General features: G+C 60.8%; 20 protein-coding genes. 16 read left to right on the top strand and 4 right to left on the bottom strand.

Features of this window, described 5'->3' with window-relative positions; genetic code table 11:
* Positions 1-163: 163 nt before the first annotated feature.
* Positions 164-877, bottom strand: coding sequence for an endonuclease NucS (nucS, locus tag HMPREF2779_RS01565; protein ID WP_105360651.1), 714 nt, complete (start codon positions 875-877; stop codon positions 164-166).
* 360 nt (positions 878-1,237) lie between these two features.
* On the opposite strand from nucS, the gene HMPREF2779_RS01560 reads away from it, so the two are divergent.
* Together HMPREF2779_RS01560 and HMPREF2779_RS01555 are read left to right on the top strand one after the other, a co-directional pair.
* Positions 1,238-1,450, top strand: a complete 213-nt coding sequence (locus HMPREF2779_RS01560) for a hypothetical protein (protein WP_233992191.1) — start codon at positions 1,238-1,240, stop codon at positions 1,448-1,450.
* An 86-nt stretch (positions 1,451-1,536) separates the two neighbouring features.
* The gene (locus tag HMPREF2779_RS01555) at positions 1,537-2,355 is read left to right on the top strand and encodes an alpha/beta hydrolase (protein WP_049326927.1); all 819 of its coding nucleotides are present in this window, start codon (positions 1,537-1,539) and stop codon (positions 2,353-2,355) included.
* A 188-nt stretch (positions 2,356-2,543) separates the two neighbouring features.
* Here the strand turns inward: HMPREF2779_RS01555 and HMPREF2779_RS01550 are convergent, their stop codons facing one another.
* A complete protein-coding gene (locus HMPREF2779_RS01550; RefSeq protein WP_105360649.1) occupies positions 2,544-3,830 on the bottom strand; it encodes an AI-2E family transporter in 1,287 nt (428 codons plus the stop codon).
* A 294-nt stretch (positions 3,831-4,124) separates the two neighbouring features.
* On the opposite strand from HMPREF2779_RS01550, the gene HMPREF2779_RS01545 reads away from it, so the two are divergent.
* From HMPREF2779_RS01545 to HMPREF2779_RS01525, 5 genes are all read left to right on the top strand, one after another.
* A complete protein-coding gene (locus tag HMPREF2779_RS01545; protein ID WP_105360648.1) occupies positions 4,125-5,123 on the top strand; it encodes a co-chaperone YbbN in 999 nt (332 codons plus the stop codon).
* Between the two features lie 317 nt (positions 5,124-5,440).
* Positions 5,441-6,394: an ABC transporter ATP-binding protein gene (locus tag HMPREF2779_RS01540; protein ID WP_105360647.1), complete on the top strand. Its 954-nt coding sequence runs from the start codon at positions 5,441-5,443 to the stop codon at positions 6,392-6,394.
* Positions 6,370-8,046 carry a transporter gene (locus HMPREF2779_RS01535; protein ID WP_105360646.1) on the top strand — a complete coding sequence of 559 codons (1,677 nt, stop codon included), beginning with the start codon at positions 6,370-6,372 and terminating at the stop codon, positions 8,044-8,046. Before HMPREF2779_RS01540 ends, HMPREF2779_RS01535 begins: the two co-directional genes overlap by 25 nt.
* A 311-nt stretch (positions 8,047-8,357) precedes the next feature.
* Positions 8,358-8,657 (top strand): DUF3039 domain-containing protein, encoded by a 300-nt coding sequence (locus HMPREF2779_RS01530; RefSeq protein WP_005506434.1) that lies wholly within the window; start codon positions 8,358-8,360, stop codon positions 8,655-8,657.
* A gap of 309 nt (positions 8,658-8,966) precedes the next feature.
* Positions 8,967-10,754, top strand: a complete 1,788-nt coding sequence (locus HMPREF2779_RS01525; RefSeq protein ID WP_105360645.1) for a DEAD/DEAH box helicase — start codon at positions 8,967-8,969, stop codon at positions 10,752-10,754.
* A gap of 154 nt (positions 10,755-10,908) precedes the next feature.
* Here the strand turns inward: HMPREF2779_RS01525 and HMPREF2779_RS01520 are convergent, their stop codons facing one another.
* Entirely contained in the window at positions 10,909-11,535 is a 627-nt protein-coding gene (locus HMPREF2779_RS01520) for an isochorismatase family protein (RefSeq protein ID WP_070687072.1), read from the bottom strand.
* Between the two features lie 74 nt (positions 11,536-11,609).
* Positions 11,610-12,908 carry a nicotinate phosphoribosyltransferase gene (locus HMPREF2779_RS01515; RefSeq protein ID WP_105360644.1) on the bottom strand — a complete coding sequence of 433 codons (1,299 nt, stop codon included), beginning with the start codon at positions 12,906-12,908 and terminating at the stop codon, positions 11,610-11,612.
* Between the two features lie 261 nt (positions 12,909-13,169).
* Here HMPREF2779_RS01515 and clpS point away from each other — a divergent pair, with 261 nt between their 5' ends.
* From clpS to HMPREF2779_RS01470, 9 genes are all read left to right on the top strand, one after another.
* Entirely contained in the window at positions 13,170-13,490 is a 321-nt protein-coding gene (clpS, locus tag HMPREF2779_RS01510; RefSeq protein ID WP_070687068.1) for an ATP-dependent Clp protease adapter ClpS, read from the top strand.
* The gene (locus HMPREF2779_RS01505; RefSeq protein ID WP_105360643.1) at positions 13,490-14,116 is read left to right on the top strand and encodes a DUF2017 domain-containing protein; all 627 of its coding nucleotides are present in this window, start codon (positions 13,490-13,492) and stop codon (positions 14,114-14,116) included. The genes clpS and HMPREF2779_RS01505 overlap by 1 nt, the downstream gene beginning before the upstream one ends.
* Before the next feature lie 154 nt (positions 14,117-14,270).
* Positions 14,271-15,323: a glutamate racemase gene (murI, locus tag HMPREF2779_RS01500; protein WP_102034075.1), complete on the top strand. Its 1,053-nt coding sequence runs from the start codon at positions 14,271-14,273 to the stop codon at positions 15,321-15,323.
* Entirely contained in the window at positions 15,314-16,207 is an 894-nt protein-coding gene (locus HMPREF2779_RS01495) for an MBL fold metallo-hydrolase (protein WP_005507828.1), read from the top strand. The genes murI and HMPREF2779_RS01495 overlap by 10 nt, the downstream gene beginning before the upstream one ends.
* A gap of 121 nt (positions 16,208-16,328) precedes the next feature.
* Positions 16,329-17,060: a ribonuclease PH gene (gene rph, locus HMPREF2779_RS01490; protein WP_005506419.1), complete on the top strand. Its 732-nt coding sequence runs from the start codon at positions 16,329-16,331 to the stop codon at positions 17,058-17,060.
* 38 nt (positions 17,061-17,098) lie between these two features.
* Positions 17,099-17,755 (top strand): non-canonical purine NTP pyrophosphatase, encoded by a 657-nt coding sequence (locus HMPREF2779_RS01485; RefSeq protein WP_070687059.1) that lies wholly within the window; start codon positions 17,099-17,101, stop codon positions 17,753-17,755.
* 349 nt (positions 17,756-18,104) lie between these two features.
* The gene (locus tag HMPREF2779_RS01480) at positions 18,105-19,334 is read left to right on the top strand and encodes an RDD family protein (protein ID WP_070687057.1); all 1,230 of its coding nucleotides are present in this window, start codon (positions 18,105-18,107) and stop codon (positions 19,332-19,334) included.
* Between the two features lie 223 nt (positions 19,335-19,557).
* Entirely contained in the window at positions 19,558-21,660 is a 2,103-nt protein-coding gene (locus HMPREF2779_RS01475) for a DNA gyrase/topoisomerase IV subunit B (protein ID WP_070543255.1), read from the top strand.
* A gap of 525 nt (positions 21,661-22,185) precedes the next feature.
* On the top strand, positions 22,186-23,757 hold the full coding sequence (locus tag HMPREF2779_RS01470) for a cytochrome ubiquinol oxidase subunit I (RefSeq protein WP_070678120.1): 1,572 nt from the start codon (positions 22,186-22,188) through the stop codon (positions 23,755-23,757).
* Positions 23,758-23,770: the final 13 nt, after the last annotated feature.

Below are 23,770 nucleotides of genomic sequence, written 5' to 3'. Positions count from 1 at the left end.
GGGGGGGGGGGAGGAAGGTCGTATGCGCAGAACGAGAACGTGCGCAGAAAGAGCGCGTGCAGAAAGATAATGCGCACAGAAAAGGGGCGCCTCCCATGTATCGGGAGGCGCCCCTCAAGCTATGTGTAGCCGCCTAATCTAGAGCTGCTTAGCCTAGAGCCGTTTAGAACAGGCGGTCAGCCGAATCGTCCACGCCGCGCATCGCGTCGTAGTTCAGGCTCACGCAGCGGATACCACGGTCCTCAGCCAGGGTACGAGCCTGCGGCTTAATCGTCTGCGCCGCAAACACGCCGCGCACCGGTGCCAGCAGCGGGTCACGGTTGAGCAGCTCCAAGTAACGGGTCAGCTGCTCCACACCGTCAATATCGCCCACACGCTTGAGCTCGACCGCCACGGAGACGCCGTGCGCATCCTTCGCCATGATGTCGACCGGACCGATAGCGGTCGGGTACTCGCGGCGTACCAACGAATAGCCCTCACCGAGAGTGTGGATCTGCTCGGCGAGCAGACGCTGCAGGTCAGCCTCCACACCGTCCTTGATGAGGCCGGGGTCAACACCCAGGTCGGTGGCGTGCTCGTGCTCAATCTTGTAGATGCGAATCATCAGGCGATCATCGCTCTTAGCTGCCTGAACGGTCCACAGCTGCTGAACATCGGATTCCAGGTCCTCACGGATGCTCTGCGGAACGTCCTCACGCTCAGCCACCAGCAGGGAGCAGGGAGGGCTCATCCAGTTCAGAGGCTTGTAGGAACCGCCGTCGGAGTGAATGAGGACGGAGCCGTCATTCTTGACCATCAGCAGGCGGGTAGCGCGGGGCAGGTGGGCGCGGAGGCGGCCCTCATAATCTACGGAGCATTCAGCAATGACAATACGCATCCGTCCACTCTAGCAGGTACGAGTGTTTAGCTCTAGCAGGTGAGGGTATGAGCTAGGGAACCCAAGCTCGATACAGGTCGCGGTACAGAGGATAGTAGGGAAGTACGGCACAGGAGGGAGGCGCGGCACAGAGCGGGGGAGTACCGCCTCAGCATGAGTACCACGCCAGTATGAGGAAGAGCGCAGAGCGAACAGTGGCAGGACCGATAGGTAGAGATAGCTGAGCGGCGCGGTAGAATAGGGCTCATGGCACGTAAGAATCATCCCGGTAGGCGAGTATCCGGCACCACCAGCGATAAGTGGCACCGTCAAGCACACGCAGGGCGTGATATCAGCAGGATCCTCGATCCTGCACCCCGATTGGAACGTGACCGATACGGTGACTGGCTGGTGCAATACATTCCCGCCGTCAACGCCCAAAAAACCTACACCTGCCCCGAATGCTACCGCCCGATTCCGCCCAGAACAGCGCATCTGGTGGTGTGGCAAGAAAGCCACACGATGGGCCGTAGCCGCGCCATTGACGAGCGCAGGCACTGGCATCAGCACTGCTGGCGCATCCGCCGCAAATAGGCTGAACAGTGCACTTGAGGCGCAGCCTAAGACTACATTCTTGACCAAAACCACATTCTCGAATCCATTTTTTGAAGGAACGCGCAATGAGCAACACCGCCGATATCACCCGCGAGCAGGAATTCGATCCCGCCCGCTACGTCTTCAGCACCGCCGCTGAGCCCACCCCCATTAAGGCACGTACTGTGCTTCCGGCACGCCGCGAGAACTTCACCGTCACAACTGCGGACGGCAAGCGCCTCGTCGGTGAACTCGCCCTGCCCGAAGGCGAGGTCAAGGCAACCCTGGTGACCTTCCACCCGCTGCCCACCCACGGCGGCTACATGGACTCGCACGTGTACAAGAAGGCGTCCTTCCGCCTGCCGGCACTGTCGAACATTGCGGTGCTGCGTTTCAACACCCGCGGCACCTCCTCGATTCGCGGCACCAGCGAAGGCGTCTTTGACGGCGGCTTTGCCGAGAAGAAGGACTTCGACGCAATCCTGAAGTTCGTACGCGAGCGCGCCCTGCCGAACCCCTGGCTGGTCGGCTGGTCCTTCGGTACTGAGCTGGTGCTCAAGTACGCGCCCGAATACGCGAACGAGTTCACCGGCGCTATTCTGCTCTCCCCGCCGCTGCACCGCGTGCACCCGGCTGAGCTGGACGAGTGGAACAAGATCTCGAACCCGTTGTACGCGCTGGTGCCCGAGCATGACGACTACCTGCAGCCTCCGGCGGCGCGTGAGCGTTTCGCGGCTGTACCGCGCACTCGGGTGATTCCCTTTGAGGGGTGCAAGCACCTGTGGGTGGGCGAGAAGTCCGTGCAGCAGGTCCTCAACACCGTGGTCAGCATCGTAACCGGTGCACCCACCGAACTGCCTACCGAATACAGCGGCCCGGTGGCAGAAGAAATCACTGAGTTTTAAGGTTCGGCATAAAAACACGGCATAAAAATAACAAGGCGGCGGCTTTGGACAGAACATCCAAAGCCGCCGCCTTCGTATCTATACGCGATGCGTACCCCGGGGGAAGAGTAGCGAGCGCGTAGAGAAACCTAGAGCTGTTTACAGCTGGAGGTGACTACAGTTGGGCGGTGACTACAGTTGGGCGGTGACTACAGTTGGTCCTGGCGAGGAATGAACACCTCACGCACCAGAATCAGCATGGAAGCCGCCACCGGAATAGCAATCAGCGCACCCAGCACGCCCCAGAGCGCGCCACCGGCAGCCACAGAAATAATCGCAACACCGGCAGGAACCGACACAGCGCGAGCCATAATACGCGGAGAAATCAGGTACGCCTCCACCTGCAAGTACAGGAAGTACGCCACCGCAAACCACAGCGCCAGACTCCAACCCTGAGTCAGCAGAATCAGCGAGGTCAAAATCAGCGAAATCACGCCACCAACCAGCGGAATGAACGCCAGAATCATGACGACCAAAGCCATCAACTGCGGGAAGCTAAAGCCCAAAAAAGCCATAATCAAGAACGCCACAAACGCGTTCAGCACAGCAACCAGAGCCTGACCCATCACGTAGTTACCCACCGACTCGGTAATCTTGTCGGTAATGTACTTGACGCGCACACGCTTGGACGCCGGCGCCAGGCGCACACCCCACGCCTTGATGGTGTCCATCGAGGTGAGGAAGTATAGAGACAGGAACAGCACAATAATCACGCCGGTCACGCTCTGCGCCAAAGTAGACCCAGCAGAAACCAAGCTCGACATGAAGCTATTGACCTGTGAAGAGGAGAACGTTGACTCCAAGAACTTAGGGACGTTCTCATTCACCCAGGTGCTGATGTTAAAACGCTGATCAAGCTCGTGGTACCAATCAGAATCAATTGTGTTCTGATAGATACCCGGCGCGTACTGCACAAACTTAGATGCCTGCTCGCTAATAATTGGGCCAATGGTCATGACCAGACCGGTCACAGCGCCAGCAAAACCAGCAAGCACAGCAATCACGCCGATACCGCGCTTAATGCCCCAAGACTCCAGGCGGCGCACAATCGGGTCTAGACCCAGAGCAATGAAAATAGCACCGGTCACCCAACCCACCAGGGCACCCACATTGTTGAAAATGTAGTAGGCGAAGAGCGCCAGACCCACGCCCACGGTCATGAGGAAACCAAAAGCGACCGGGTTGTGCATCATGGATGCCTTGCCGTTGCCGACCACCTTCGGTGCGGGAGGCGCATCCTCAGAAGCGGCGGGAACCACCGGAATGGTATCCGTAGGAGGCATAGAAGCGCGGCGGCGGTTGGAACGCACCTGGCTAATGCTTTCGGTCAGCTCGCTGAAGGTCTCCGTTAGCTGATCGGTGAGGGATTCCTTCTTGCGCGTCTCGGGGGACGATGTCGTCTCTGCGGGAGCTTCTGAGGCTTTCTTCTCGCTCATGCTCTTCCTTTCCGAATCATTCCGGGTATTTTTTCTCTACTGTGCCATTCTACCGGCTGGTTTACTTTGTTACGGCGTCCACGGTGAATCCCAAGGACAGGGGAGTGCATGTGGGAGAGATATTTGCGGGACGGATCGGGCAATAGCCCAAACGCTATCCCCGGCATGAGCTCAGAGCGTAGGCGACAGAGAACGGGCGCTCGTAACGGTGCGTTGTGGGGATAATAGAGGAAGGAACGCGTGAAGGATTTAGCCCGCACGCAACAATAGGTACAGAACGTAAAGGAGCCCAGGATGAGCATTATTTTTGATCCGGCAGACCGCGGCGCATCCCAGAACGCGGCACAGGGTAACGTCGCGCAGGGTGGTGCAGCGCAGAACGGGGTAGCGCCGGAGATTCCCGCCTCCGTACGCAACGCCATGGAACTGAACCCCAACGCGGCACAGTCTGCTGGCGAACAGGGCGGCGAGCAGACCCCCTCCGCCCCCACCTGGCGTTACGAGGTCAACACCCCCGAAGAGTTCCAGAAGTTCGTGCAGCTCTCCAGCCAGGGTGCCGTGATTTTTGCGCTCTACGCGCCGCACTCGCCCTCCTCCCTGCAGATGCTCGAAGGCGTGCAGAAGCTCGTTGACTCCGCCGCAGGTAGCATGATTTGCGCCGCCGTGGACGTCACCAAGCTCCCCGAAGCTGCCCAGGCATTCGGCGTGAGCGGCGTGCCCGCGGGTGTTGCTGTTCTGGCGGGCCGCCCGGCACCGATTTACACCGGACCGGTCAGCGCAGAAGACCTCGGCGATGTGCTCTCCCAGGTTCTGCAACTCGCGGCACAGTACCAGCTACCCGGTGGCTTCGACCCGGTCGTTCCCGAAGACGAAAAGCCCCTGCCGCCCCTGCACGCAGAAGCCGTCGCCGCCCTAGACCGCGGCGACCTGGAGGGTGCCCGCGCCGCATACTGCAAGGCAATCGCCGAGAACCCCGGCGATAAGGAAGCGAAGCTCGGCCTGGAACAGGTTGAACTGCTCTCGCGCGTGAAGGACCTGGACATGGCAACCGAGCGTGTGGCGGCCGCGGCAGACCCCATGAACATTGACGCCGCGTTCAACGTAGCCGACCTGGACCTGGTCGGTGGTCACGTGGAGGACTCCTACAACCGTCTGCTGCGCCTGTTCAGTGCGGTAGGCCCCGACGATAAGGTGCGTGTGCGCGAGCGCCTCGTGCAGCTCTTCGACGTGGTGGGTGCATCTGACCCGCGCACTGTGAAGGCGCGTGCGGCACTGACCATGGCGCTGTTCTAAAAATAGCTGTCATCCGGGAAACCTCTTGAGCCGGTCTAGCTAGCTCTGGCTAATCTAGGCGGCTGAAACTTTGAATACGGACGGGCTATCGTCTACCCCTGCACTCGGGCTGCGGGGTAGGCGGTAGCCCGTTCTGTTTTTGCAGTTTTTGGCGGTTTTGAGGGTGGGGAGAACGGCCAGCCCAATCTGACAGATAGCGCGCTAGGACGCTATATGTAGAGCCCCGGAATGTCCATATACTGCATGACGGATGCGTAATATGCGGGTTTTATAGCCAAAGCCGGTGGACCTTCCTACGAGAGTGATAGGGTGAAAATATGAACACTAGTCACTTCTCCCAGGACCCGAATCCGCAAGAACCAGGTTCACCGCAGAACCCGGTACACGAGACCGCAGTAGAGACAGCACCCGCCGCAGCGGTACCCCAGGCTATAGCCCCGGAAGCTGTCGTACCCGCATCGGTAGCACCGCAGCTACCCGTCACCCCGCAGACCGCATCGGCGGCTGGCGCTCGCCCCGCCATTGAAATCCGCGGTCTCACCAAGGCATTCGGTCAGAAGGTCGCCGTCGACCGCATCAACCTCGACATCCCCTCCGGATCCTTCTACGGACTGGTGGGCCGCAACGGCGCCGGTAAAACCACCACCATCTCCATGGTCACCGGCATGCTCATGCCCAGCGAAGGCACCGCATACGTGCGCGGCATCGACATGTGGACCGACCCGCTCAAGGCGAAAGCACACCTGGGTGTGCTGCCCGACGGCGTGCACCTCTTCGACAAGCTCACCGGTGAGCAGCTCATCACCTACTCCGGCTACCTGCACGGAATCGATAAGGAAACCGTCGCCTCCCGCGTTAAGGATCTGCTCGCGGCCATGGACCTGACCGATGCTGCGGGTCGTGCCGTTGCTGACTACTCCGCCGGTATGACCAAGAAGATTGCGCTCGCCGCCGCGCTCGTCCACGCACCCTCCGTGCTGATTCTTGATGAGCCCTTTGAGGCGGTCGACCCGGTTTCCGCCGCTAATATTCAGGACATTCTGCGTGGCTTCGTTGCCTCCGGCGGAACTGTCATTATCTCCTCGCACGTGATGGACCTTGTCCAGCGCCTGTGCGACCACGTAGCCGTCATGGACTCCGGCCGTATTCTCGCCGCCGGAACGGTCGATGAAGTACGCGCCGGCATGAGCCTTGAAGAACGATTCGTGCAGCTGGTCGGCGGCCGCACCTCCTCGGAAGGATTGTCATGGTTAGGCACCTCGTCTCACTAAAGTGGCAGTATGTGCTCGCCGCCTTCCGCCGTAGCATATGGGCGCTCATCGGCCTGATTTTTGCGGCACTCTATGCGGGCGGTATGCTCTTCGGCCTCGGCTCCACATACGTGATTGCTAATTCGAAGGTCCCCGAATACGGTCAGCTCGGAACCCTCCTTGTGGGCACCGTTGTGGCGCTCGCCTGGGCTATCGTCCCCATCTTTTTTAGCGGACTCGACGGCACCCTGGATGAGAGCCGATTCGTGCTCTTCCCCATCAAGCCCTCCACCCTGCAGAAGGGCCAGTTCCTCGGCGGGTTCGTGGGTATCCCCGGCATCGCGAGCATCATTGCGGTGCTACTGGGTGTTATCGCGTTTATATCGCAGCCGCTCGCGCTGGTCGTGTACCTCATCTGCTGCGTGCTCGGCCTTGCGAACCTCATGGTGTGGGCGCGTCTCGCCAACCGCCTGGGCATGGTGCTGAACGATAACCCGCGCATCGCCAATACCCTGATGATCGTTGCCGCAATGCTACTGATGAGTGCCGGCTTCGTCTTCGGTGGAACGATGATTTACCTGACCAATCATTGGGAAGAAGTGCTGCCCTACCTGCCGTGGCTGGGCGTGACCCCCTTCGGTTCCGCGTTTGCTGTGCCCTACTTTATGGCGACCGGCAATATGGGTGCCGCCCTTGGCTGCCTGGCTCTGACCCTCGTCTACCTGGTTGGCGGCTGGTGGCTGTGGGGTAAGAACCTCGCACGCTCCATGGCGAATGTGGGTGGTGGCGCCCACCACGCGAGCGCAGCTGAAGTCGCCGCAGGTGACCTGGGCTTGTTCGCTCGCTTCCCCGCAACTCCTCGCGGTGCCGTAGCGGCACGAACCCTGCACTCATTCCTGAAAGACAACCGTCTGCAGATGCTGACCGCAAGCACCGCCATGATTTACCTGATGCTGACAGTGGCGATGCCGCTGTTCCTGAGCTCGGTAGGCTCCTTCGAAAGTCGGGTCAATTTCAACGGTGTTAACGCGGCTGAAGCCAACCAGATTATCAATAGCGGCGTCATGCAGCTTTTCGGGTTCTGGATGTACTTCTGCACCATTTTCACCGGCTACTACATGTGCTACCTCGTCTCCTACGACAACACCGCATTCAGCCTGCACGTGCTCTCCCCGCTGCGCGGTATTGACGACCGCATCGGCAGGCTTTGGGGCTACAGCATCCTGACGGTTCCGGTCGTGGTGGTGATGGTGTTCGTCGCCTGCGTAGCAAATGGACACCTGGAACTCGTCCCCATCGTGCTGATGCACCAGCTGGGCGTGTTCGCTGCGGCTGCAGGTATTGGATGCGTACTGGATACCTTCATTAGTCCGCCCGTGGCACCTCCCGGGGCTAACCCGTTCAAGAACCCGAAGAACACTGACGGCTTCGCTAAGCAGCTGCTGCTGATGCTCTCTATAGTTTTGGTGATGCTCAGTGCCCTGCCCGGCGGTATCTCTGTTGTCGTGTACATTTTCCGCACGCAGGATGTGCTGACCCTCGTCTACGGCGGCTTGATTCAGCTGCTGATTGGTGCCGCACTGCTCGTGGGTGGCGTGGCGTGGGGCGGCCACCGCTACGATAAGGTCAGCTCCAAGATGCTGGAGCGTGTGGCACGCTTCCAGGCGAACTAACAAGAGTCGAAGCTCCAGCACATCAGGAATAAAAGAGAAGGGTTCCGTGTTAGGTACTAAGCCTGGCACGGAACCCCCTTTTCTGTGCCGCACGAATTTCTAGCCCTGAACTTTCTAGCCCCGAACTTCTAGCGGAAAGAAGCTCACCGCAATACTTAAGAGCCTATGGTTGAGCCGTGGCCAGCCTCCATATTGACCGCACGGGGGCTCAGCACCTCCCAACTGCTACTAAAATAGAGAAGGCGCCAATCACCCAACCGTGCAGCGGCACCCCTCACCCTATGTATCCCACCTCATCATCAAGGAGAAACATGAGCTCGATCGAAGGCATCGAAGACCCCTTTGGCCCAGGAACCGCAGGCGGCACCGCCCTGCTCGAACGCGAAGAAACCCAGCTTTCTGAGCCCGGCGACCACGAGCGCTTCTCCCACTACGTACGCAAGGAAAAGATCCTCGAATCGGCGTTGACCGGTGAACCCGTGCGCGCCCTCTGCGGCAAAATGTGGGTACCCGGCCGCGACCCGCAGAAGTTCCCCGTCTGCCCCCAGTGCAAAGAAATCTACGAAGGCCTGGCACCGGGCAACGACGGTGACAACGGCTCCGGCGAATAACACGCGCCAGGCGACACGCCTCAGATAACACATCTCAGACAATACGCCTGAATAAATACGAATAAATAACACGCCGCCGCAGCAAGACTCAAGGGCCCAACACCGCTCATGAGACTTTGCTGACGAGCACCAAATTCTTGCACCACAGCCCGGCCCAACCCGCGGATGTGGTGCTAGAATTTAACCTCGCTGTGCCCGGACCGCCAGAGCATCAGGAACACTAGAGCGCCACCTCCTAACGGGGGAGAAGCGCCCCCGTGCTGAGTCGGCGTGAGGAATCAGTAGAGGTAGACGAGGAAGAAGGAGAGAATGAGCGCACCCGCAGAGGAACCCACACTATTCGACAGTATGGTGAAGCCGAAGCTCTCCCCGGCATACCCCGACCGCGCCCCCTGGGGTACTTCCGTCAGCCTGCGCGCCTGGCAGGCAGAAGCCATGCAGAAGTACTTCGAAACCAACCCCCGCGACTTCATGGCTGTGGCAACCCCCGGCGCGGGTAAAACCACGTTTGCGCTGACCCTCGCCAAGGAACTATTTAACCGCGGCACGGTCCGTCAGCTCATCGTTGTGGCGCCCACCGACCACCTGAAAAAGCAGTGGGCAGACGCCGCCGCGAAGGTCGGTATTCCTATTGATCCGAACTTCAAGAACGCGGATGTGACCATCAGCCGCCACTACAAGGGTGTGGCGCTGACCTACGCGCAGGTGGCGAATAAGCCGCAGCTGCACGCCCGCAACACCGAGGAAACGAAAACCCTCGTGATTTTTGACGAGATTCACCACACCGGTGATTCGCTGTCCTGGGGTGACGGCCTGCGTGAAGCGTTCGACGACGCGACCCGCCGCGTGGCACTGACCGGTACCCCGTTCCGTTCGGACACCTCCCCGATTCCGTTCGTCACCTACGAGGTCGACAATGACGGTATCCGCCGTTCCAAGGCAGATTACTCCTACGGTTACGGCCCCGCACTGAAGGACCACGTGGTGCGCCCGGTCATCTTCATGGCGTACTCGGGCCAGATGCGTTGGCGTACCTCCGCCGGTGAGGAAATGGCGGCAAACCTCGGCGAAGGCTTCACCAAGGACATCACCTCCCAGGCGTGGCGAACCGCCCTCGACCCCAACGGCGAATGGATCCCGACCGTGCTCGCGGCAGCCGATAAGCGCCTGACCGAGGTGCGCCGCACCGTGCCCGACGCCGGTGCGCTCGTCATCGCCACCGACCACGCGGACGCCAAAGCCTACGCCGAACAGCTGCAGAAAATCACCGGCGAATACCCCGCCGTGATCCTCTCTGACGACCGTGAAGCCTCCGCGAAAATCGACGAATTCCGTGAAGGCATGCAGCGCTGGATGGTCGCCGTGCGCATGGTATCCGAAGGCGTGGACGTGCCCCGCCTCGCCGTGGGCGTGTACGCCACCAGCACCAGCACCCCGCTGTTCTTCGCCCAAGCAATTGGCCGTTTCGTGCGTGCCCGCAAGCGCGGCGAAACCGCCTCCGTGTTCCTGCCGTCGGTGCCGCAGCTGATGATGCTCGCCAACGACATGGAAGTAGAACGTGACCACGCCCTCGACCGCGGCGCACCCCAGGAAATCGACCCCATGGTTGAAGGCCTGGACGACCACCTGCTCGAAGAAGCAAACCGCGAGGAGCGCGCCTCCGAGCAGCTGGCACGCGGCAAGTTCGAGGCGCTCGGCTCCGAGGCGTCCTTCCACGGTGTGCTGTTCGACGGCGCCGAGTTCGCCTCCGGCAACCTTGCTGTGGGTAGTGAGGAGGAGCAGGACTTCCTGGGTATTCCGGGTCTGCTGGATGCCGAACAGGTCGGTACGCTGTTGCGAGCGCATCAGCGTGAGCATGCGGCGCGTCGCCCGGCGATTGCGGCGCCTTCAGTGGTGGATCACCGCCAGTTGAAGGATTTGCGCAATAAGCTGGCGAAGAACGTGGCGGCGTGGTCGATTCGTTCGGGTCAGCCGCACGGCGTGATTCACAATGAGCTGCGTAAGATTTGTGGCGGCCCGGCGGTTGCGCAGGCTTCTGCTGAGCAGATTCAGGCGCGTATCGATAAGCTGTCGGACTGGTTCGTGGGCCGACGCTAGAAGGTGGATAGAACGTAAAGAGAAGCCTCGCGGGTGTGTATGCGCTCGCGGGGCTTTTGTGTGCCCGTAATATTTGTTCGCGTAGACGCGATAGGGTGGGCATCCCGAGTACTCTCGGGGTGCCCGCCCTATCGTTGTGCGAGTTGCGTTGAGGCTAGAGGACCTCTACGACCTCTACGCCGTCGGCTTCCAGTGCCTCAGTGGTTTCGTCAAGCTTGTCCTCGTGTACGGGCGCGGTCAGGTCAACCAGAACGCGAGTCTCGTAGCCTGCATCGACCGCATCGCGAGCGGTTGCCGACACGCAATAATCGGTGGCGATACCGACAACATCGACGAACTCGATGCCGCGCTCATCCAGCCACTCCGACAGGGGAGTCTGCGGGCCGTCCTCGGATGCATCCGCACCGGGCTCGTGCTCGCCGGTTGCGACCTCATCCTCGGGGGCGAGAAGACCCTCAAAACCCGAGTAGGCTGCCTCGAAGCGGCCCTTGCGGAAGTACGCCTCAATGTAGTCGGTGTCCAGGTTCTCGTGAATCTGCGCGCCTTCGCTCTTGGCGACGCAGTGCACCGGCCAGGAGTCAACGTAGTCGGGGGTGTCAGAGAAGTGCGAGCCCGGATCGATATGCCAGTCCTGGGTGGCGACAATCGCGTCGTAGCGGTGGTGGTTGTTCTCCACGTATTCGCTAATCAGTGCGGCAACGTCCGCACCGCGCTCGGTGGCGAGGGCGCCGCCGGCGCAGAAATCGTTCTGCACGTCAACAATAATGAGTGCCTTAGACATATCTGTCCTTTACAAGTAGGAATGAGTTTTCACTCTGATTCGCCAGGTGAAAAACAGTATCTCAGAAGGGTGGTTTAGATGAATTCGGTCGGAATGATCGGCTCACCCTCCGAGAGGCGGTGGGCAGCTTCGGGAAGCTCAGCCAGGGATGCTACGTGGCGGGCGGTTGCGCGGCGCACACCTTCCTCGCTGGTGAAGCCGGGGAGCAGCTCGCCGTTGCGGACGAAGTCCACCATGAGCGGGCGGGTGTCCTCGAGCAGGCTCGGGTCCTCGTGGGTGCCCAGAACCTCGGAGGTCGCTATGCCCATGCCGTTGAGGCGGCGGGCCGCACGCTTGGCGCCACCGATGGACGCCTTGCCAGCCGACGCCTTAGCGACCGGCTGCATTTCACCGGCGGAGTTCTCACGCTCAACAACCTTGTACACCATGGAGGAGGTCGGCGCGCCGGAGCCGGTGACCAGCTTGGTGCCCACGCCGTAGGAGTCCACGGGTGCTGCCGCCAGGGATGCGATAGCGTACTCGTCCAGGTCGCTGGTGACGGTGATCTTGGTGTGGGTGTTGCCGAGTGAGTCGAGCAGTTCACGAACGCGTGCCGCGGTGGCGACCAGGTCGCCGGAGTCCAAGCGCACGCCGCCGAGCTCTTCGCCCGCGAGTTCCACGCCGAGGCGGACCGCCTCGTCCACGTTGTAGGTATCGACGAGCAGTGTGGTGCGGGCACCGAGGGAACGCAGCTGCGCCTCGAACGCTTCACGTTCGCTGTCGTGCAGCAGGGTGAACGCGTGGGCGCTGGTGCCGATGGTGTGCAGGCCGTAGCGCAGGCCAGCCTCCAGATTGGAGGTGCCCGCGAAGCCGGCGATCACGGCGGCGCGTGCAGCGGAGACGGCGGCGCGTTCGTGGGCGCGGCGCGAACCCATTTCGAGGCAGGGGCGGTTGCCTGCGGCTGCGCTCATGCGGGAGGCGGCGCTCGCCACGGCGGAGTCAAAGTTCAGGATGGACAGCAGGTAGGTTTCGAGGACGCACGCTTCGGCGAAGGTGCCTTCGACCTGCATGACGGGGGAGTGGGGGAAGAACGCTTCGCCTTCTGCGTAGCCGCGGATGTTGCCGCTGAAGGTGAAGGATTCGAGGTAGGAGAGGGTTTCTTTGTTGACGATGTTGCGGGAGGAGAGGAAAGAGAGTTCTTCGTCGGTGAAGCGGAAGTTTGCGAGGCCTTCGAGGAATCGGCCGGTGCCTGCGAGGACGCCGTAGCGGCGGCCTGCGGGCAGGCGGCGGGTGAAGACTTCGAAGGTGCACTTACGGTTGGCTGCGCCGGAGGCGAGTGCCGCCTGGAGCATGGTCAGTTCGTAGTGGTCGGTGAGAAGGGAAGTAGTAGCCATGTGTTTATTGTAGTGGGGGATTAGGGTATTTTTCCTCTTGAATCGGCGTGTCAAGCACTACATAAAGTATTCTTGACTCTAAGTGCTGTAGTGTGACAAATTACCAGCACTCTGCGCGGGAGCAACGCAGGACGAGCATCGGGGTAGTGCAGGGTAAACACCGCAGTAGCGCAGGACGAACACAGGAGCAATACAGAGGCAACACAGGGGCAACACATACCCGCCCGTATAATCAAAGGGAACCGGCCGCAAAGGAAACCAATGAACACTACCGCCGTGACCCTCTCCACCGGAACCCTCGAGAATACCGACCTCGACACCACCCTGGAGAACATCCTCGCCACAGACACCCCCTGGAAAGTCATTGTCTGGAACGACCCCGTCAACCTCATGACCTACGTGTCCTACGTCTTCCGCAGCCACTTTGGCTACTCCCGCGCCCGCGCAGAAGAGCTCATGCTGCAGGTACACAACAACGGCAAGGCAATCGTCTTCACCGGCTCGCGCGAAGACGCCGAAAAACACACCCAGGCAATGCACGCCTGGGGTCTGCTTGCAACCTTCGAGAAAGTAGAAAACTAATGGCGCGACCCTTCCGCCGCACCCCCGGAGGCTACACCGCCTCCTTCGAACCCGCCGAACGCAACCTGATTCGCGAACTCGCCGAAGACGTGCGCGTACTACTGCGCCCGGCAGATACCACCGCCGACGGCGGCACCGTCGACCCACTGGAGGCGCTGGTTGGCATCACCGAAAACCCCACCATCCCCGCCGATAGCGCCGTAGCACGCCTGCTCCCCGCCGCAAGCAGCGACGACGAGACCGCCACCGAATACCGCCGCTACACCGAACGCGACCTGCGCGAAACTAAGCGCGCGAACCTCGCCATGCTCGCCTTCGACATTGAGTCCAGCGACCTGCGCCTGAACGAAGAGCACGCCCGCGCCTGGGCTGCTGCGCTCGGCGATATTCGCCTGGTGCTCGCCGACCGCCTCTACATCGTGGACGAAGACACCGCAGAAGATATTGCGGCGTTCACCGACCCTTCCGAGATCGAGACCCAAGAAGAGTACATGGCTGTGGTGTACAACTTTGTCTCCTGGGTTCAGGACTCTCTCATGCTCGCCATGCTCGACGGGCTGGACGACGAAGAAACGACCGGCGGAGTATTTGGCGGGACAAATGGCGGGGCAAACGAGCAAGAATAGAACGAATTTTTCAAATTCCCCCTCAAACTATCGTCATATACAACCACATAATGGTGGTTCTCGACTCATCTAACCGCTCAACGGACTAAAAGGGTAACCTTAGCGAGTTAGCATAGAACGTGGTACCCGACCGATAACGAAGTGTAGGTGACACATGAGTGACAGCATCGACGCAACAAATCCCTACCGTGCCCGCACCCCCTGGGGTAGCCCCGCGCCCGTAGGCCCCACCGCCGCGGCACCCATCGGCGTCTTCGACTCCGGCGTTGGCGGACTCACCGTGGCACGCGCCATCATGGACCAGCTGCCTCACGAACGCATCATCTACGTCGGCGACACCGCCCACGGCCCCTACGGCCCCCTCAAAATCGCAGAAGTACGCGCCAATGCCCTGCGCATCATGGACGAACTCGTCGACTCCGGCGTGAAAATGCTCGTCATCGCCTGCAACACCGCCTCCGCAGCGGTGCTCCGCGACGCCCGCGAACGCTACACCCGCCAGTACGGCATCCCCGTCATCGAGGTGATTCAGCCCGCCGCCCGCCGTGCGCTCGCCGCAACCCGCAACCGCAAGATCGGCGTGATTGCGACGGAGGCGACCGTCACCTCCCGCGCCTACGAGGACACTTTTGCGATCACCCCGAACCTTGAGGTGCACTCGGTGGCGTGCCCGCGCTTCGTGGAGTTCGTGGAGAAGGGCATTACCTCCGGTCCCGAGCTGCTGGAGACCGCCCGCGAGTACCTGCAGCCGCTCAAGGACGCTGGCGTGGACACCCTCGTGCTCGGCTGTACCCACTATCCGCTGCTGGCCGGCGTGATTTCCTACATTATGGGTGAGGACGTTACCCTGGTTTCCTCCGCGGATGAGACCGCGAAGGACGTGTACCGCGAACTGCTCAACCACGCCATTGAAAGCCCGGTCCCCGAGGAAAACCCGCACCACGAATTCCTCGCCACCGGCGAAACTGAGACGTTCTCGCAGCTGGCACGCCGCTTCCTCGGCCCCGAGGTCACCAACGTGCGCCACACCAGCTCCGTGGCGGAACGCTACCCGACCGGCTCGCTGGCGGCACTCACCCCCGAAATGCTTGCGGCACACCGCAGCATCACCCTCGACGAATCGGCAGATCCTGCAGAGGCAGCACACACTGTCGCGGGCACCGAATTTTCCGGCACCACCCCTAAGGACGACACCTCATGCGTCTAACCGTTATCGGTTGCACGGGCTCCTTTCCCGGCCCCGTCTCACCGGCTAGTTGCTACATGCTCACCGCCACGGACTTCGCGGGTCGAACCTGGCGCATCATCATGGACATGGGCAACGGCTCCCTCGGCATGCTCCAGCGCCATATCGATCTGAGCGATATCGACGCGATTCTGATTTCGCACCTGCACCCGGACCACTGCATCGACCTGTCCGGTCTGCACGTGGCGGTCAAGTGGGATCCGCGCGGCTGGCCCAAGGGCCGCATTCCGCTGTACGGTCCCGCCGCGATTAACGAGTACCTTTCGGCGACTCATGGCCTGGACCCGGATCCGGGCATGAGCACCGAGTTTGAGTACCACACCTGGACTGAGGGTGAGCCCGTGCAGATTGGTCCTTTCCGCGTGGAGCCGTTCCGCGTGGTTCACCCCTCGAAGGACCCGTACGCGCTGCGCATCACCTGCAACGACCGCGAGGGCCACACCGTGTTCTCGTACTCGGGCGATACCGACCTGTGCGAGGGCCTGGTCAAGGCTGCGCGCGGCGCTGACCTGTTCCTCTGCGAGGCAGCCTACCAGGAGGGTCGCGACGACGCTCTGCGCGGTATTCACCTGACCGGCAAGCGCGCCGGCGAGGCCGCCACGGAGGCTGGCGTGCGTAACCTGCTACTGACCCACCTGCCCGTGTGGAACGACCCGGACATCGCCCGCGCGGAGGCGCGCAGTGCTTTCTCCGGCCCGGTCGGCATTGCCGAAATGGCGGCAAGTTACCGCATCTACCCGCGCCCGACGGAGGCTCACCCGGTCACGTCCACCCTGAACGTGGTGGAGGTGCTCGATCCGCCGCTGAACACCGCGATTGCGCTGCCTAAGCCAGAGCTGGACTAGGCCAAACCCGAGCTGGGCTAAAACAAGCTGGGCTAGTACAAACTGTGCTCAGCCCCGCTCACTTGTCGACATAGATTCAACAGACAGACATAAATCCTGCAGACAGATTCAAGGAGAACCCATGACTGCAACCCGCGAAGACGGCCGCGCCCTCAACGAACTGCGCCCCATCACCATTACCCGCGGCTGGTCCCGCAACGCTGAGGGTTCCGCCCTCATCGAGTTCGGCAACACCCGCGTGCTGTGCACCGCATCCTTCACCGAGGGCGTGCCGCGCTGGCTCAAGGGCGAAGGTAAGGGCTGGGTGACCGCCGAGTACGCGATGCTGCCGCGCGCCACCAACACCCGTTCTTCTCGCGAGTCGCTGAAGGGTCGCGTGGGCGGCCGCACCCACGAGATTTCTCGCCTGATTGGTCGCTCCCTGCGTGCGGTCATCAACATGGACGAGCTGGGCGAGAACACCATTGTGCTCGACTGTGACGTTCTGCAGGCTGACGGCGGCACCCGCACCGCTTCTATTACCGGTGCGTACGTGGCGCTGGCTGATGCTATTTCTTGGGCGAAGGAGCAGAAGATTCTGCCCGCTAAGGCGAACCCGCTGATTGATTCGGTGTCCGCAATTTCGGTGGGCATTATTGACGGCACCCCCATGCTGGATCTGCCCTACACCGAGGACGTGCGCGCCGAGACCGACATGAACGTGGTCGTCACCGGCAGCGGCAAGTTCGTTGAGGTTCAGGGCACCGCCGAGGGCGCGCCTTTCGACCGGGACGAGCTCAACAGCCTGCTCGACCTGGCGCTGGAAGGCACCGCCGAGCTGGCTCAGATTCAGCGTGAAGCACTGGCACACTAACCCGTCCCAGTAACTAGTTCCGTCGACAAGGAGAAACTATGGCAGACGCAAAGATTGTTCTGGCAAGCCACAATAAGGGCAAGCTCAAGGAACTGCGTGAAATTCTGCGCGGACGCATTGACGGCCTGGACGTTGACACCCAGGTGGTTGACGCCTCCAGCGTGAATGCTCCCGATGTTCCCGAGACCGGCGTGACCTTCGCTGAGAACTCCCTGCTGAAGGCGCGCGCTGTTGCCGAGGCAACCGGCCTGATCGCTATTGCTGACGATTCCGGCCTGTCGGTGGATGTGCTCAACGGCGCTCCCGGTATTTTCTCGGCGCGCTGGGCGGGTAGCCACGGCGATGATACCGCGAACCTGAACCTGCTGCTGGCTCAGCTGAGCGATATTTCTGCCGAGCACCGCGGCGCGAAGTTCTGCTGCGCGGCGTCGGTTGCCTCCCCGAACGGTTTTGAGGCGGTCGAGTACGGCGAGCTGCCCGGCGAGCTGCTGACCGCACCGGCGGGGGAGGGCGGCTTCGGTTACGACCCGATTCTGCGCCCCGTGGAGCTGAACGGTGAGAACGCCCTGTATGAGGGGCAGTACGCTGGCAAGTCTTGCGCTGAGATTCCCGCCGAGATTAAGAACTCGATTAGCCACCGTGCGCGTGCTTTTGAGGCGCTGATTCCTCAGATTGCTGCTGCGCTGACCTCCTAAAATCGCTGTCTAAAACCGTCGCTGAGGCGCCAGAGCGTACTCACTGTACCTGTCTCGTAGCGCCGGTCTCACTGCACCGGTCTCACTGTGCCGCTCTGTTGGGTGGAAACGCGGGGTTGGGTACGATTTTTTCGTGCATCCCCCTAAAATCCCCCACAGGGATACCAATTAAAGGCACAATAGGTAAAGAAGCTTTTACCTCAAGGTTAGTGACACCAAAGAAACTCGTCTGCTGAAGGTACCTTCGGCAGACGAGTTTTGCTATTGAAGAGCCTTTCAGCGGGGCGTCTGCTCGACGCTTGCTGTCACCGACCGCGGTAGAAAAACCTGCAGCGAAAGAGACACACCGATGCTCATCCTTCTTCTGCTGATGGCACTCGCCCTTGCCGCCGGATGCTGGGCGTACTCCTACGTGTGGCGCGGACTGAACCGCCGCGTCATTGCCGCCGTGAAGGTAGTCGATCCGATGATTACGCTTGGCCCGTACGTCATGGCGGCGTGGGTGGCGTTCATGGCTCTGATCGCCACGAATATCTGGGCGACCGGAACCCTGCACACTGTGCTGACGATTATTTTCTGCGTGGTTGCCGCAGGGTGCCTCGGCTGGGCTGGATTCTGGCTGCTCATGCACTGCCTGGGCGGGCAGACCCCGGGCAAACGCCCGATGTGGTGGCGCGAGGCGGTTGCCGCGAAGTTCGCATGGCGTAACCTCTCCCGCATGCCCGCCTACCTGGGTGCTCGCACCAGCATCCTGCCGGTGCAGAACCCGCACCTGACCAAGCCGTATTCGGGGTCGTGGACTCGACCGCTCGGTGCGACCATGCCCGGGTACAGCTCCAACGGCGAGTTTATTGAGGGCTTTGACGAGTTCGGTCGCAAGATGCCGCGCCTCTACCCGGTGGGCCCCGAACCGACCATTTTTGAGATGGCGCGCTGGGGTAAGTCGGTAAGCTCCGATCAGCTGCTGACGACCTTCCTGCCGACCGCTCCGTTCGAGCGTCTGCGTCTGCCCGGCACCATGACGGGCCCCTTTACCTTTGCGGGGGAGGTGCCGCACGGTGCGGTGACGAAGTGGCCTCGTCGCAGCGGCGCGAACCGCGCCTTCGGCTCCTACGCCCGTCTGGGTGAAATCACCGAACGCAAGGTGGAGTTGCTGGTCGACCACCGCATCATTGCGGCGTTGCAGACCACCCGCGAAAGCTACGAACGCCGACACAGCTGGATGCTCGCCTTCACCGATATCGCAGACGGCGACTTCACGATGGACGCCGATACGAACGGCAACCTGCGCATCACCTTCGGCATGGTCACCGAGGGCTACGAGACTCCGTGGGTTTTCACCACCACCCTGAAAGATAGCCCGCGCCTGCGCCGCAAGGTACGCCACGCCATGAGGGAACGCCGCGTACTCAAGCAGAGCAGCGGCGAGCTGATGGACTGGTACTTTGTGCCGAAGCTCAGCGAATTCCCGCACGGCCCGGTTACGAATGAGCTTCCCGAAGAGTTCTATTTCAAGTCCAATATCATGGTCACGAACCGTCACGAGAGTTCCTCGCGCGCCTCGGGTGAGGCACACTAGGGGAAGGAACGTGGGAGCAGAGCAGCGCATTAGCGGTGACTGTCTTAATCACTCTTTTCCCCAAGCCACGCTAGAATAGAGTTCCGAACGTTGAACGCTCTGCGGGGCACGACACGCGTCGTGCCCCGCTGTCGTTCTGCCCCCGTAGCACTTGAGCCGGACTCGCACTCCGCCCGGTGGCACGCGTTCACCACCGCAGACATATTCACCCGAAAGGATTCCCGTGGCGTCTTCGAACTACACTGCCCGTCACCTCTCCGTGCTGGAAGGTCTGGAAGCTGTACGCAAACGCCCGGGCATGTACATTGGCTCCACCGACTCTCGCGGCCTGATGCACTGCCTCTGGGAGATTATCGACAACTCGGTGGATGAGGCGCTCGCCGGTTTCGGCCAGTCCATCCAGGTCATTCTGTACCGTGACGGTTCGGTTGAGGTGCGCGATGATGGCCGCGGTATCCCCACCGACATTGAGCCGCGCACCGGCCTGTCCGGTGTCGAGGTCGTATTCACCAAGCTACACGCCGGCGGTAAGTTTGGCGGCGGCTCCTATAACGCGTCCGGTGGTTTGCACGGTGTGGGCGCTTCCGTGGTGAACGCGCTGTCTTCCCGTCTGGACGTGCAGGTGGACCGTGGCTCGAAGACCTACCAGATGTCCTTCCGCCACGGCATTCCCGGATTCTTCGAGTCCGGCCGCACCCCCAAGCCCGAAGATCCGTTCACTCCCGCAACCGAGGGCACTGACGCCCTGCAGATTGTGGGTCGCGCTAAGCGTGGCGTGACCGGCACCCGTGTGCGCTATTGGGCTGACCCGCAGATTTTCACCCCCGACGCTAAGTTCAGCTACGAGGACTTGGCTGCTCGTGCGCGCCAGACCGCGTTCCTCATTCCGGGTCTGCGTATTTGCATCCGTGATGAGCGCCGACTGCCCGGCACCCCCGGCGAGCTGGAACCCCACGAGGAAGTTTTCCAGTACGACGGCGGCATTAGCGAGTTCGTCGAGTTTCTGGCGCACGATGAGCGTATTACCGACACCTGGCGTTTTAGCGGCAGCGGATCTTTCACCGAGACCGTGCCGGTGCTGGGTGAGGACGGCCGCTCGCAGCTGACCGACGTGGAGCGCGATTGCGAAGTGGACGTTGCGCTGCGCTGGGGCATTGGTTACGAGACGACGGTCCGCAGCTTCGTGAACATTATTGCCACCCCCAAGGGCGGTACTCACACGACCGGTTTTGAGCAGGGCCTGCTGCGCGTGATGCGCAAGCACCTTGCCGATAATGCCCGCAAGTACAAGGTGGGTAACGACAAGATTGAGAAGGACGACGTGCTCGCCGGCTTGACCGCCGTGCTGACCGTGCGTCTTGCCGAGCCGCAGTTTGAGGGTCAGACCAAGGAGATTCTGGGTACCCCGGCGGTTCGCCAGATCGTGTCGAAGGTCGTGGGCGATGCGCTGAAGGCTCGCCTGGAGTCGACCGCCCGTGCGGAGAAGGCTCAGGCGACCGCTCTGTGTGAGAAGGTCGTCTCTGAGATGAAGACCCGCGTCTCGGCGCGCATCCATAAGGAAACTCAGCGCCGTAAGACCGCGCTGGAGTCTTCGTCCATGCCCACCAAGCTGGTGGATTGCCGTTCGACCAATGTTGAGCATTCTGAGCTGTTCATTGTGGAGGGTGACTCGGCGCTGGGCACGGCGCGTCTGGCGCGTTCTTCCTCGTATCAGGCTCTGCTGCCGATTCGCGGTAAGATCCTGAACACTCAGCGTGCTTCGGTGACTGATGTGCTCGCGAATGCTGAGTGCGCGGCGCTGATTCAGGTGATCGGTGCGGGTTCGGGTCGTACCTTTGACCTGGACTCTGCTCGCTACGGCAAGGTCATTATGATGACCGATGCGGACGTGGACGGCGCCCACATCCGTACCCTGCTGCTGACCCTGTTCTACCGTTACATGCGTCCGCTGATTGAGGCGGGTCGCGTGTACGCTGCGGTTCCGCCTCTGCATCGTGTGGAGGTGGTGCGCCGCGGCAAGCCGAACGAGATGGTGTACACCTACTCGGAGAAGCAGCTGCACGAGCTTCTGGATTCTCTGCGGGAGCAGGGGGTGTCCTATAAGGAACCCATTCAGCGTTATAAGGGTCTGGGTGAGATGGACGCTGACCAGCTGGCTGAGACGACGATGGATCCGCGTCATCGCATGTTGCGCCGTATTCGCATTGAGGATGCGGAGGCTGCCGAGCGTGCGTTCTCCTTGTTGATGGGTTCTGAGGTGGCTCCGCGTAAGGAATTCATTATTGCGGGTGCTCATCAGCTGGATGCCGAGAGCATTGATATGTAGAGCATCGATATGTAGCGTGCGGTACCTTGCGGGGCATTGCGGTGCCTTGCGGGGCAGTGGTGGCTGGCGTGTCACAATCCATGAATTTTGTGTGAGAATAGTCACGCAATTCTCGGAGATTCCGCGTAAATTCCGCATGAAACAGGCAAATTTAAGCTTTGAGCACTACTTGAAGCACCTGTCACAATCACGAAATCTGTCACCAAAATTTTGCAGAAAATATTAAAAACTGCAATATTTCACCAAGGTTCCGAAACTGCTTCTCAACCCCGCAAGGCACCATCGTGTCTCATTCCTCTCACCACCCTTGCGTCGAGGGATAACGTCCAAGGTACCTTTAGCGAAACGTCAAACAATAAACGTCCATACTATGCACAGCCTACTCACAGCTTCTTAGGAAAACCCTGTACCTTAGAAGCATGAGAGACACTGTGTCAGTAACTCTCGTATGCCCTCCATCGATGGTGGACTACCCGAAATCTGGCACAAACGCACATTAAGTACACACATAGTAAGGACCTATCAATGGATCCCCTTGATTTTGGTAGGTGGCAGTTCGGTATTACCACCGTCTACCACTTCTTCATGGTTCCGCTGACTCTGGGTCTGGGCCTTGTGGTGACCTACCTGTACATTTGCTACGTTCGTACCAAGAAGGACGAATACAAGCGCATGACGAAGTTCTGGGGCAAGCTGTACCTCATTAACTTCGCTATGGGTGTGGCCACCGGTCTGGTTCAGGAATTCCAGTTCGGCATGGCGTGGAGTGAATACTCCCGCTTCGTCGGCGACGTCTTCGGCGCTCCGCTGGCAATGGAAGGCCTCTTCGCCTTCTTCGTTGAGTCGACCTTCCTTGGTCTGTGGATCTTCGGTTGGGACCGCCTCAAGCCCGCAGTCCACGCCTTCTGTCTGTTCATGGCAGTTCTCGGCTCCTGGATTTCTGCATTCTTCATTCTGGTTGCAAACTCCTGGATGCAGCACCCCGTCGGTGCAGAAATGATTGACGGTCGTCCCCGCATGACCGACATTGGCGCAGTGCTGATGAACCCCCTCGCATGGGTGACCTTCTCTCACGTCATCACCGCATCCATCCAGGTTGCCGGTGGCTTCCTGGTCGGTATTGCCTGGTACAAGCTGTGGCGTCGCCGCAAGGACGGCATCGACAAGGTCGTTGACGGCAAGGTCGTCGTTGGTGAGTCCGACAAGGGCGCACGAGACAAGAAGGACTTCCAGGTTTGGATCAAGTCCCTGCGCCTGGGCGCAGTCGTTGGTCTCCTCGCGTTCGCAGGTGTTGGTGCATCCGGCCACCTGCAGGCACAGATGATGATCCACGAGCAGCCCATGAAGATGGCTGCCGCAGAAGCTGCGTGCCACGACGGTACCGCCTTCTCTGTTCTGACCATCGGCGAGCTCGGCGCTCAGAGCTGCGACAAGATCACCCCCATCATCGAGGTCCCCGGCGTGCTGTCCTTCCTGGCACACGACAACTTCGATACCCCGGTGAAGGGTATTCAGACCCTGCTGCCCGAGTACGAAGCTAAGTTCGGCACCAACCTGCCCAACAACCCGCTCTACGGCGAGCGTGCAGGTCAGAAGATTGACTACCTGCCCTCCCTCGAGGTCTCCTACTGGGGCTTCCGCGGCATGATTGGTCTGGGTGCAGTCGTACTGCCCCTCTACCTCTACGCACTGTGGGTAACCCGTAAGAAGGGCGTTGGCACCGTTCCCGAGTCCAAGCTGCTCAAGAACGTTGCTGTCTGGTCCATCATGGCTCCCTTCTTCGCAATCGCACTGGGCTGGATCTTCACCGAAATGGGCCGCCAGCCCTTCGTTGTGGCTCCGAACCTTCAGGGTGATCCCTCGATCCACCTGTTCACCGCAGCAGCTATCTCCCCGGGTGTTTCCGGTGAAGAAATCCTCTTCTCCCTGCTTACCCTGGGCCTGCTCTACGGCGTGCTGATGGTGGTTGAGGTTTACCTGCTCATCAAGTACGTCAAGGCCGGTGTTGTGGCAGCAATGCCCGAGCTGGTTCAGTCGCCCCACGAGGACGAGTCCAACGACAAGTCCAAGCGCGATGTGCTGGAGTTCGCCTACTAGGCGGGTAAGGATT

This window comes from Rothia sp. HMSC069C03, assembly GCF_001811075.1.
Classification (GTDB): domain Bacteria; phylum Actinomycetota; class Actinomycetes; order Actinomycetales; family Micrococcaceae; genus Rothia; species Rothia mucilaginosa.
The sequence above is the reverse complement of the archived record's forward strand: the minus strand, read 5'-3'. Positions and strand labels throughout refer to the sequence as shown.